This is a genomic window from Pseudoalteromonas sp. PSi26 (assembly GCF_054960575.1).
On sequence record NZ_JBHNYT010000008.1, the window covers coordinates 74319 to 86861 of the forward strand.

Consider the following 12543-nt stretch of genomic DNA (forward strand, 5'->3'; position numbering starts at 1 on the left):
GAGTAATTTAGAAACAGGGAGCTTTTTCAATTTTACTGCTTAACTAACAAATCTGTATTAAATGTAACAAACTTTACGCGTTATAAATAGAAAAAAGGCACCTAAAGGTGCCTTTTATATACATATTAAGTAATTAGTACTAGCTTAATTAATCATCATCTTCAACTAAAGTCATCAAGGATGTATTTCCACCCGATGCCGTTGTATCTACACTAATTGTTTTTTCAGTGATAAGACGTTTGATTAATGTGTCGTAATACTCAGAACTGATCACCGGTAATATAGCGCCTTTACGTTGCGCAAGTTGTTGGCTGAAGTAACCCAAACGAGATGAACGCGCTGCAACAACTGCGCCGGCTAAATGAGGGTGGGCCAAAATAGCTTGTAACTGATTAGGCTTAGCTACTTGAAACACCCCTTCGGCAACACCTGTAGCAATAAACTTCTCTCTGAATGCTTCGGCTTCTTCGTAAAACATTTCAGAGGCAACTGTAATTACCGTATTACCAGCGGCCAAGGCTGTAATGATAGATAACGCCCAAAAGTTAAAAGACGTGCTCTTATCGGCATAACAAACAACACAGCCGCGTGCTTCTAGATGAAGAGTATTAGACTCACCCGTAGGCCCAGGCAGCGTTGTAAATTTACGCATATGCTTTTCGAGGCGATTAAGCTGTGCACGCGCATCTGCTAGCGTTAAAGCTAAATCGTCAGCAAGGTCATCAATAATTTCAACCGTAGCAATTTTGGCTAGTAGCTGACGAACAGCAGATACACGATCGTTTAGCGGGGTTGCTCGCCAAATTTTTTCATCGCGCATTGAATTAGCCATTAGCTTTTCTACTTGGGCATTTGCACCGCTGTAGTGGTGTAAGTCAAGCTCATCTGGGGTGAGGTTTGTCATTTGCACGTTTTCTGGTGATGCTTTTTCTTTCACCAAACGCTGTAGGTAGTTAGGGCCACCGGCTTTAGGGCCCGTGCCCGATAGACCTCGGCCACCAAATGGCTGCACACCAACAATTGCGCCAATCATATTACGGTTTACGTATACATTACCTGCACGAGACATTTTAGCAAGGTACTCGCAACGCTCTTCAATACGTGAATGCACACCCATTGTTAAGCCGTAACCTGTATTGTTTATTTGATCAATTACGTCATCAAGTTGATTCGCTTTGAAGCGAATAATATGAACACATGGACCAAATACTTCGCGCTTAAGTACAGAAAGGTCTTTTATTTCGTACAAACGAGGAGCAAAGAAGTACGCACCATTTTCACTGTTGTCCGGAATTTTACATTCGTAATGAAGTGTTGCGTTGCCTTTTAAGTACTCAACATGGTTTGTTAAGTTTTTAAGTGCTTTTTCATCGATTACAGGCCCTACATCAGTAGATAACAATGACGGATCACCAATATGTAATTCAGCCAAGGCACCTTTAATCATTTCAATGATGCCGTCGGCTACGTCTTCTTGAATAAACAATACACGCAGTGCTGAACAGCGTTGACCAGCGCTTTGGAAACCAGAACTTATAACATCATCAACAACCTGCTCAGGCAGTGCTGTTGAGTCAACAATCATACAGTTTTGACCACCTGTTTCGGCGATTAATGGCACTTGTATATCGTTTCGTGCTGCAAGCGTTTGAGAAATTAGTGTGCCGGTTTCAGTTGAACCTGTAAACATAACCGCTTGAATGCGCTCATCAGGAACAATTGTTTTACCCACTTCACTACCGCGTGCAATAACAGGTTGGACGACGTGCTCTGGTAAACCCACAGATAGCATAAGTTCAATGGTACGCAATGCAATTAAGCTTGTTTGTTCAGCCGGTTTTGCAATAACAGTGTTACCCGTAACAATGGCAGCAGCCACTTGGCCTAAGAATATAGCGAGTGGGAAGTTCCATGGACTAATACACAGAATTACACCCCGTGCTTCAAAGCGCTCATCTTCTGAGAGTTCTTCGGCACGTGCAGCGTAGTAACGACAAAAGTCGACTGCTTCACGTACTTCGTCTATGCCATCTTGTGCTACTTTACCCGCTTCTTTAATACAAATAGCAACGAGCTCGTCGTGATGACGCTCTAAAATATCAGCAATGCGGCGTAATAAATTAGCGCGGTCTTTAACCGGTGTTTGCGACCATGGCTCAAACGCAGCTTCTGCATTAGCAAGCAGTGTTTTCATTTCATCGCTGCTTTGTAGTTTTACATGGCCGATAATTTCTTTATGGTTTGCAGGGTTTTTAACAGCAAGTGATCCATCAGGGACTTGGCTTTGATCTATTAGGTGCTCGTTAAACCAGTTGTCTAGGTTTTCTTTAAATGGGGTGATAACGTTTATATCGGTTAAGTCCATGCCTTTAGAGTTGGCGCGTTCTTCGCCGTATAAATCAATTGGCATTTTAATTTGCGTATTGTATTTGTTGCGAAGCCCTTGCAGCGTTTCTACCGGATCTGGCAGCAGTGCTTCGACCGGCTTAGAGGTATCAACTATGGCATTTACAAACGATGAATTTGCACCATTTTCTAGCAAACGTCTAACAAGGTATGCCAATAAGTCTTCGTGTTGGCCAACTGGGGCATACACTCGACATTGAATTTTTTCTTCAGTTACAATCTGGTCAAATAACGATTCACCCATACCGTGTAAACGCTGGAATTCAAACCCTGTGTTATCGCCTTTAGCAACTTCTAAAATAGTTGCTGCTGTGTATGCGTTGTGAGTTGCAAACTGCGGGTATAGTACATCGCGTGCTTCTAGCATTTTAATTGCACAGGCTTTGTATGATACGTCGGTTGTGGCTTTTCGGGTAAATACAGGGTAGTGATCTAAACCATCTTGCTGTGTAGTTTTAATTTCAGTATCCCAATAGGCACCTTTAACCAAGCGCACCATTAGTTTACGACCTACACGCGTAGCAAGCTCTGTTAGCCATTCAATAACGAAAATCGCACGTTTTTGATATGCTTGAACAGCTAAGCCAAACCCTTGCCAGCCATCCAAATCTTTATCGCTAAATACGGCTTCGATAATATCCAGTGAAATATCTAAACGGTCAGCTTCTTCAGCATCTACTGTAAAACCAATATCGTACTGCTTTGCAGCCAGAGCAAGCTCTTTTAGCTTAGGTACAATTTCTGACATTACTCGGTCTCTATGAGTGAACTCATAGCGCGGATGAATAGCTGAAAGTTTTACAGAAATACCCGGACTTTTAATAGGACCACGGCCATTTGCCGCTTTACCAATTGAGTGTATTGCATTCATATAGCTGTCAAAGTAGCGTTTAGCATCTTTACTTGTGCGTGCGCCTTCTCCAAGCATATCGTAAGAGTATACATAGCCTTTTTGCTCTGTATCGGCAGCACGTTCAATTGCTTCGTTTATGGTACGACCCATAACGAATTGCTTGCCCATAATTTTCATTGCAAAGTTCACAGACTTGCGAATAACTGGCTCACCTAAACGACCAATGGTCTTTTTAAGCATACCAAACTGTTGGTCTTTGGTTTTATCTGTGTAGTTAACCATTTTACCGGTTACTAATAGACCCCAAGATGATGCATTTACAAATAAAGAGTCGCTACTACCTAAATGAGAGCTCCAATCACCTTTTGCTAACTTGTCGCGAATAAGGGCTTCTTGGGTTTCTTTGTCTGGTACGCGAAGCAGCGCTTCGGCTAAACACATTAACACGACGCCTTCTTCACTTGAAAGCGAAAACTCATTAAGTAGCGCATCTACACCGCCTTGACCATCTTGTTCTTTACGAATATTTAAAACAATTTGGCGAGCTCTTTCCCAAGCACGGCTTCGTGCTTTAACGCCTACTTCTGCAAGCGGTAAAATATGATCGATAACCGCATTTTCGTCTATGCGGTAAAAGTCACGGATTTTTTGTCTTATAGGACAGTCAGTTGTTAAATCGCCGTTGAATAACATAAGCAACCCTTAGCAGTGTTAAGATTTAAAGTAAATTTAATTACCAATAAAATACCAGTGATATTGAGAGTGCATTCTAAATAAAATTCAGCAGAATATGCTGGTTAAATTTGTCGATTTACGATAATTTACAGGGCATAAATTTAACTTATCCGCATAAAATTCTGTATGACAAATCCAAATAGATTACGCATGCTAGATCGCATTGATTTAGCAATTTTAGACGTTTTGCAAAAAAACGGCAGAATTTCTAACGTTAACTTAGCAAAACAGGTTAATTTAAGCCCAAGCCCATGCCTTGATCGCGTAAAGCGATTAGAGCAAGAAGGCTATATTGAGGGTTATTATGCTAAATTAAGCGAAGCTAAGTTAAACCAAAGCTTAGTGGCTCATGTTCAAGTGTCGTTGGTTACCTCAAATACTGCTGTATTTAAAGTATTTAAAGAACACATATTAAGGATAGATCAAGTTGTAGAATGTGACATGGTCGCAGGCGGTTACGATTACTTATTAAAAATACGTGTATCTAATATGGAAGAGTACAGACAAGTGTTGGGAGACTTAGTTGATATCCCCGGTGTAGGCACACACCATACTTATATGGTTATTGAAAAAGTAAAAAAAGATGAAGGGTTATTAATCGAAATTTAATCTCACTCATCTTAGAACATACATAATGGTTGTGTACTTTAGTATTCATAGTTTCTCAACTTCTTTCCCTTTATGTTTTCTAATACCTTAATTTCATATTTTTAATTTATATAAAAATAATTAGTACCGTCTTTGCTTTGCCCATACAATGCGAAAAATAGCATGCACATCTTTAATAAAGTACGGTTTTTCCTGCAATTTTTAATTGAGAAGGTAAACTGTAAATAATGTGCTTTTTAATTTTAAGGTTTTTTTAATGATTGAGTATCCGGTAGATCAGCTTCCACAGCTCATAAACGACTTACTGCAATGCGACACCACAGAACGTAAGAATAAACTGTTGATCGACGCACAAAGCACACTTTCTACAGAGCATCTATCGTTATTGTTTGAAGCAATACCCAAAGAGCAGCGACTCGAAATTTGGCAATTACTTGACGAAGATACACAGCATGAAATTTTTGTAAATTTAAGCCCTGACAGTTGTTTATGGTTACTGCAAACACTTGATGACAGTGAGGCATTTAAATTACTTGATGAAGTAAATGTAGAAGAGCTACTCGAATTAGAAGAAGTTATACCAGAGCGGTTTGTTGAATATGCAAAAAAGCAGCTAGATGAAGCGCAAACCAAGCAGTACGAGCTAGCACAACAATACCCACCAGAACAACTCGGTCACTGGCTAGGTTTTGATATTTTAAAAGTGTCTGACAAGTTAACAGCTGGTGGTGCAAAAAAACTTTTACTAAAAGGTGTACCGCAATACAGCGAAGTTATTTATTTAGTGACCCGAAAAGGCAGTTTAATTGGTGAAGTGGCCATTAACGATCTTGTTAAAGCACACGATAACGATAATTTAATGACACTGGCAAATCATGATTTTTCATCGTTGCATGCAGACGATGATTTATATGAAGCTGCTGAAGTGGTAATTCACTCTGAGCAAATGGCTATGCCGGTTGTAAATTCAGATAATAAATTATTAGGGCGATTAACAATTGCCTCTGCTTACGAACTTCGCCAAGAAATAACCGATGAAGCCACCGCAAAGGCCGGTGGTTTACGAGAGGACGAAGATTTATTTGCCAGTGTACGAAAAAGTGCTAAAAACCGTGGTATTTGGCTAGGTATAAACTTGGCCACTGCATTTTTAGCATCGTGGTTTATTGGTTTATTTGGCGCCACTATAGAACAAGTGGTTGCTTTAGCGGTACTTATGCCGGTTGTAGCCTCAATGGGGGGAATTGCGGGTAGCCAAACATTAACCGTTATCGTGCGTGGTTTGGCTTTGGGGCAGGTGACTGATTCAAACCGCAATGCGTTACTTAAAAAAGAACTAAGAGTCGGGGCTGTTAACGGTTTAGTGTGGGCATTTGTAATTGGCTTGCTTACCTACTTATGGTTTAACGATTTGATGTTAAGTGTAACGATTACAGTCGCTATTTTATTAAACTTAGTAGCGGCCTCGCTCGCGGGAGTTGTAATACCATCGATTTTAGACAAAATGAAAATAGATCCAGCGTTATCAGGCTCTGTTATTTTAACTACGGTTACCGACATTGTTGGGTTTGTGACCTTTTTAGGTTTAGGTAGTTTGTTGTTGCTTTAAACTTTCTAGCCGAATAAAAGCCCATAAAAAAGCCGCAAGTAGCGGCTTTTTTATTAAACAATTTTCATTTTATTTATTCATGCCCAACCTTCGTAACGCTTACGGCGCGACAAAACAATGGTTAAAATAATTCCCAAAAACAGACCCAAAAATGCAATCGCACCGCCATAGGTTAGTAGTTGGCGTTTTTCTTTTGAGCTGGCGGCTTCTTTTTGCGTGCGCTCTTGCGCGAGTGTTGTTTGCAGGCTTGTAATTTGCGCAGATAATTGCAGGTTTTGATCGGTTAAAGTTTGGTTTTGTTTTTGTAGCTGCGGTAGTTCTATTTGAGCAAGGCGTAAATTTTCCTGCATGGTGCTCATTTCGCTGCTTAAAACTTGGTATTGTTGATGTAACCCAGGTGTAGTAGAAATAAATTTAGTTTCAATCCAACCTTCGCGGTCTTTATCGTCTTTTATTTTAATAAAGCCGTTTTCTTCGCTAGATAGTACGGTTATTTTTGTTCCTGCGTCTACAGAGCCAAGTAGTCGATAATTTTTGCTCGCGCCTGAACGCATAAATGTATACAAATTATCAATAACGTAAGCGGTATTTGCATCTGATGAGCTCGCTGTTTGTGCTTCATCTTGTGCGTAGCTTATAAACGTAGTGGCTGTTAAAAGTAGCCCGAATAAACAATGTTTTAGCATTTATCTACCTTGTTGTTCTTACTGAGTCCGTTATGAACATGGTTTTTTAATTCACATATAATGCAAGATAGTAGGGATTTAGCCTTTTAAAAGCAAGGCTGATATTGTAACCCTGACATGATTAAAGCACTTAATAAGCCTAAAAAATTTGCATTGTTAGAGCGCTTTGTTTATTTTGACTACTTATTTTTTTTAAAGGTAATCCGCAAACCGAATGGATACTGAGATAGAACTGAAATTTTTGGTATCAGATGCCGTTGTCCCACTGATCCCCTCACTAATTACTCAATTTGCTAAAACGGTTATAAATAAACCATCCCGTAGTTTGCAAAATGCCTATTATGATACGCCAAGCCGTGAACTACGAGCACTTGATATTGGCTTTAGAACCCGTTGTTCTGACAATCAGTGCGAACAAACTATCAAGCTTGCCGGCGAAGTTGTAGGTGGTCTTCATCAGCGCCCAGAATATAACTTACCTATTGATTCCAGCCGCCCTAATTTAATGGCGTTTAGTGCTGATATTTGGCCACATGGCATGCAAGTAGATGCAATTTCACAAAATTTGTATCCTATTTTCAGCACTAACTTTATTCGCCGTACGTGGTTAATTGAAACGCAAGCTGGTGCAAAAATTGAAGTGGTGCTTGATAAAGGCGAAATCGCAGCCTCTGGGCAAGTTGAGATGATCAGCGAGTTGGAAATAGAATTAATTGAAGGCAGCCGCAATGAGCTGTTTGCTTTGGCTGATATTTTAGTTAGCCAAAACTGTATCCGACTCGGTTTGTATTCAAAAGCAGCACGTGGCTACCGTTTAGCCGACGACAACCCGCTTAAGCCTAGTAAGTCGATTGGCTTTGTTAAGCTTCCTCGCTCTGCAACCCAAGAAAGCGCTTTAAAAGAAGCAATGAACTTTGGTATTCGGTTTGTGCAAAAGCATGAACAGTGTTACTTCGATAAACCGAGTTTAAAAACCTTAAAAAGGGTAACTGATGGTATTAGTTTAATTCGTCATACCTTTTGGTTGTTTGACGATATAGTCTCTAAGGACAGTACTGAACAGCTTCGTACTGAGCTTAAGTGGCTTTTGAGTGAGTTAGCATGGGTAGAAAATGCAATTCAGTTAAAAACTTATACGTCAAAACGCCATGCATTTTATAAAAAAATAAATGCGGCGCCAGCTTTGGCGCAAGTTATTAACGATTTAAAAGAGCTGCAGCCTAGTATTGATGACATTAATGCGCTTTTTCATAGTGCTCGTTACAATCGTTTATTGCTCTCGTTAACAACGTGGTTGATTGACAAGCAATGGCGAAAAGATTGGGGGCAGGTAGAGCTCCAAGCTGCAGAAAATCCAGTGTCTTCTATTGCTGAAAGATTGTTTAATAAAGACTGGAAAAACCTGCATCAATTATTGCCTAAAGAGCAAACGCTAGGTGTAGTTGACTACCTTAATTTACGAATGCAGCTTGAAAACAGCTTGCTAAGTGGTAACTGCTTAGGATCGATGTTCGATAAAGAAGAGCGTCTTGAGTTTAGGTTGCCGTGGTTAGATATTTCGCATGGTGTTTATGAACTCAGTACCCTTGAGTACTTAAAGCAATTATGCGCAGGCCAAGACGATGAGCAACTTGCAAAAATTCAATCTTGGCTTGAGCAAAAGTCTGAATATTTAGTCAGTGCAATGGAGCAAAGTAGACTTGCTTCTTATGACATAGCGCCTTATTGGCAAAAATGATGATAAAGCACTTTTGCAAATTAACCCCTATGCAAAAGTGCATTAGTTTATTAATTATTTTGTTAAGCTTTAACGCTTACTCTGAGCCCAGTTGGTTTTTATATAAAAACGAGCAAGGAGTAAGCATTGAATATCAGCAATTCTCTGATGATATATTTGTTGTAAAAGGTCAGCTTAATATTGAAGATGTAACAGCAAATGACTTTTTAGATTTATTAAGTGATACGCGTATTGCTTCAAGCTGGCTTGAAAACACGTCTAAAGTACGTGTAATTAAAACTCTAAGCCCTTCAGAAAACCTCGTTTATAGCTATATCGACTCTCCTTGGCCAGTGGCAAACCGTGATGCCGTTACCTATTCGTGTTACTCAAGATTATCTCCTCAGCAAACTAAGCTTTCTATTGAATCGCGTCCTGAAGAGTTACCATTAACTAAGCAGGTAGTTAGAATAAAAACCTTAAACGCACATTGGTTACTTACACAAAGTGGCGAAGATTTAAATATTGAATATCAGGTTTACGCCTTGCCCGGGGGAAATATTCCAATTTGGCTATACAATAAGGTGGGACTTAAAAGTACCTTTAAAACGCTCGTTAATTTACGCACAATGTTAGAAACTAAAATCTACACCGCAATCGAACCGGTTATTAAAGTTGGAAGTTGTAATCTACGCGAACTAACCGTCAAATAAGTCATTGCAAAACTGGATGGGTGTGCACCTATAAATGACTCAGGTAAGCCATTTATAGGTGGTTGATCAATATTTTAATATTTGGCAGCTTTAGATTCTTTAGGTAGTGAGTTTTGTATAAACTCCCTTAAGTCGTTATTTGAGCTTTCTAAATCGGCGTGGCGAAGATACATCATGTGCCCACTTCTGTAGCCTTTAAAGCTTAGACGGTCTTTCATTTTTCCACTTGGATCTAATTGCCACATTGTGTATTTGGCATCAAAGTAATTAGTTGCACCATCGTAATAACCCGCCTGTACCATTACATTCAAGTAAGGGTTTTGAGCCATCGCAAGACGGAGGTTTTCACCAGTATTATTACCACTTCTATCCCAAGGATGAACGTTACCAAATAAGTTATATTTGATGTCGGTTTTATAGTTTAACTCCTCGCGTAGGTAGTAATTAATTGCTGGCGTAAATGAGTGCAACCATGAAGTCAGCTCTGCCCAGTAGTCAGGTGAGTCACCAGCATCGCGTTTGTCTATACCTAGGTAGCGAGAGTCTAAACGGCCGACTGTTTGTCCTCGGTCACGCAATAATTCCTTCCAGAAGAATTGTGTAGGGATATCGAGGTTGTTTTGATCGACAAAGGTTTCTGAAAGGCCTGCATACTCAGCCATTTTTTTAATAATACGACGCTTTTCGTCTTGCGCTAAAAAACCGCCCTTTGCTAATGCTGGTATTAGTTCATTTAAAGTAAACTGCTCAACTTCAGGAAGGAGTTCATCTAAGTCTTTTGCTTGTAAGTCGGCGTTTAGTGCTTTGTGATACCACGCTGTGGCTGCAAAGTACGGCAAGCGATTTGCCGCTTTAACTGGGCCTTCGCGTTTGATACCAATGTCTGTTGGTGACACTAATACAACACCGTTGATATACATCCATTGGCTATTTTGTAATTCATGTGCAAGGCCTGATACGCGTGTTGTGCCATAACTTTCGCCAATTAAAAACTTTGGAGAGCGCCAACGTTCTGTTCTGTTTACAAAAGTATTTAACCACTCGCCAAGGTATTTAATGTCGGCGTTAACGCCAAAAAACATGTCTTTTTGTTGAGCTTTCGAAAGCATTTCGCCTTTTTCGTTTTCAATAACTCGCGAATAACCTGTATTCACAGGGTTTACATAAACAATGTCGGCAACATCAAGTACAGAGTATGGGTTGTCTTTAACACCATAGGGTTGAATAGGGTAGCCTTCATCATCAATTTTTAATACGCGAGGGCCTGTGTAGGCTAAGTGCATCCAAACTGAGGCTGAGCCAGGGCCACCATTAAAAGAAATGAGCAATGGGCGTTTGGCTCTATCTTCAACTTTATCGCGCGTGTAATACGTGTATTGAAGCGTAGCAACGGCATCACCTTTGTCGTCCCATACGGGTTGAGTGCCTGTGGCAACCGTATAATTAAAGCGTTGGCCATTAATTTTAGCTTTATGTTGGGTGACTACTTTACTGTCTACATCAATACGGCGCTGATTATTAGCATCAGCAAGCGGGCTGAGCATTAATGCAAAAACCGTGATTGGTAAAATACGACTAAGCTTCATGGGGAGTCCTTATTATAGTTGATAACCTATTAAAGATAAAAATAAGCTAAATAACAAAAGTAATGAGACTAGCTGCCGATATTAATGGTTGAGTTAATTAACATAACCCTATAAGTAAAATAATCAATTATTTATGGTGTAAATTTTTGTTTAATTATTTAGCTAAGAATTAAAATCGGGTATATTTGCCAGCAAGTTTGTTTTTATTACGATTATTGATTTACAAGCTTGTAAATGGAATGTGCTTTAATATTTAAAGTGTTAAATAACAATGACTCTGGGATGTTTTTTATTTACTTATTTTTGCTGCTTAAAGTGTGGTACCAGTAAGTTTTATTATTTTGTATTTGCAGCAGATGTTGCAAAAATAATGAGAACAAAGAGAAGGTCTATGCAAAGAGTATTAGTGGTTGAAGACAGTAAAGTAGTCCAACAGGTTTTACGCCACTTAACTGCCCAGTATTTAGATGTTGCCGTCGATTTTGCCTGGTCATTAGCTGAATGTCAGGATCACGTAGAAAAGTTCGACTATTCATTAGCGCTTGTTGACCTGACTCTCCCCGATGCCCCAAATGGCGAAGTTGCCAAATATACGCTTTCTAAAGCAATTCCTACGGTTGTGCTTACATCAAAAATAGACGAGTACAAACGTCAGCAAATGCTAGAAGATGGTGTGGTAGATTACGTTATAAAAGATAACCGTGATTCTTATCATTATGCCGTTAAGTTGGTTTCTCAACTTTTAAGAAACCAAGGTTGTAAGGCATTAATTGCGGACGATTCTATGTTGAGTCGTTCGTTAATGAAGCAAATGCTCGAAAAGCAATTGTTTGATGTAAGCACCGCAAATGACGGCCAGCAAGCACTTGAAATATTAAAAGCTGATCCAGACATAAAGCTGCTTATGACCGATTACGCCATGCCAACAATGGATGGTTTTGAACTAGTTAAAGCAGTTCGTAATTTTAGAGGACGAGACGATTTAGCTGTAATTGGTTTATCTGGAGCGGGCAAGCACGGTTTATCAGCACGCTTTATAAAATATGGCGCAAACGACTTTTTGACTAAACCCTTTATGAATGAAGAATTTCACTGCAGGGTGTTGCAAACAATGGAACAGTTATCACTGATTGCAGATATCAAAGAAAGTGCTTTTAGAGATCACTTAACCGGTTTATACAATCGACGTTATTTTTATCAATATGCTGAAAAGTTATTAAAAAATAAAAATCAAAATAATACGCTTGCTTTACTCGACGTGGACTTTTTCAAAAGTATAAACGATACATTTGGTCACGAAGGGGGCGATCAGGCGCTTAAACAGGTTGGCTCACTTATTCGCTCAACCTTTGCAAAATTTACGGTAGCAAGAGTCGGTGGAGAAGAGTTTGCCATTGTGTTACCTGACATAGATTTAGCGAGAGCTCGCGAGTACCTTGAAGCATTTAGAAAAAAAATGGCGAGTTACGATTTTTCTATCAGTGACAAGCCATGCACGATAACAGCGAGTATTGGGCTTGCAGAGTTTCAAAATACCAATTTAAAAGATGCGATGCGTGTTGCCGACAAGGCGTTATATGAAGCAAAAAGTAAAGGTAGAAATTGCATAGGATAAAAACGTGTTAAATT

Annotated in this window: 8 protein-coding genes; 5 read left to right on the plus strand and 3 right to left on the minus strand. The window is 39.6% G+C overall.

Translation table 11 applies throughout. The annotated features are described in order from the left end of the window. Positions 1–148 precede the first annotated feature (148 nt). Positions 149–3952 carry a bifunctional proline dehydrogenase/L-glutamate gamma-semialdehyde dehydrogenase PutA gene (gene putA, locus ACFI34_RS10585; RefSeq protein ID WP_462673450.1) on the minus strand — a complete coding sequence of 1268 codons (3804 nt, stop codon included), beginning with the start codon at positions 3950–3952 and terminating at the stop codon, positions 149–151. 168 nt (positions 3953–4120) lie between these two features. Here putA and ACFI34_RS10590 point away from each other — a divergent pair, with 168 nt between their 5' ends. Then, positions 4121–4603 (plus strand): winged helix-turn-helix transcriptional regulator, encoded by a 483-nt coding sequence (locus tag ACFI34_RS10590; RefSeq protein WP_410899090.1) that lies wholly within the window; start codon positions 4121–4123, stop codon positions 4601–4603. A 256-nt stretch (positions 4604–4859) separates the two neighbouring features. Next, complete coding sequence (locus ACFI34_RS10595; protein ID WP_462673451.1) at positions 4860–6212, plus strand: magnesium transporter; 1353 nt, start codon at positions 4860–4862, stop codon at positions 6210–6212. Between the two features lie 77 nt (positions 6213–6289). On the opposite strand, the gene ACFI34_RS10600 is transcribed toward ACFI34_RS10595, so the two are convergent. Next, complete coding sequence (locus tag ACFI34_RS10600) at positions 6290–6898, minus strand: TIGR04211 family SH3 domain-containing protein (RefSeq protein ID WP_006791519.1); 609 nt, start codon at positions 6896–6898, stop codon at positions 6290–6292. A gap of 214 nt (positions 6899–7112) precedes the next feature. Between ACFI34_RS10600 and ACFI34_RS10605 the strand changes: the two genes are divergently transcribed. Next, complete coding sequence (locus ACFI34_RS10605) at positions 7113–8636, plus strand: CYTH and CHAD domain-containing protein (protein WP_248519165.1); 1524 nt, start codon at positions 7113–7115, stop codon at positions 8634–8636. Next, positions 8636–9328, plus strand: coding sequence for an START domain-containing protein (locus tag ACFI34_RS10610; RefSeq protein ID WP_462673452.1), 693 nt, complete (start codon positions 8636–8638; stop codon positions 9326–9328). Before ACFI34_RS10605 ends, ACFI34_RS10610 begins: the two co-directional genes overlap by 1 nt. Positions 9329–9402: 74 nt before the next feature. On the opposite strand, the gene ACFI34_RS10615 is transcribed toward ACFI34_RS10610, so the two are convergent. Continuing rightward, positions 9403–10914 (minus strand): S10 family peptidase, encoded by a 1512-nt coding sequence (locus ACFI34_RS10615; protein WP_462673453.1) that lies wholly within the window; start codon positions 10912–10914, stop codon positions 9403–9405. Between the two features lie 391 nt (positions 10915–11305). Between ACFI34_RS10615 and ACFI34_RS10620 the strand changes: the two genes are divergently transcribed. Further along, positions 11306–12529 (plus strand): diguanylate cyclase domain-containing protein, encoded by a 1224-nt coding sequence (locus tag ACFI34_RS10620; RefSeq protein ID WP_462673454.1) that lies wholly within the window; start codon positions 11306–11308, stop codon positions 12527–12529. Positions 12530–12543: the final 14 nt, after the last annotated feature.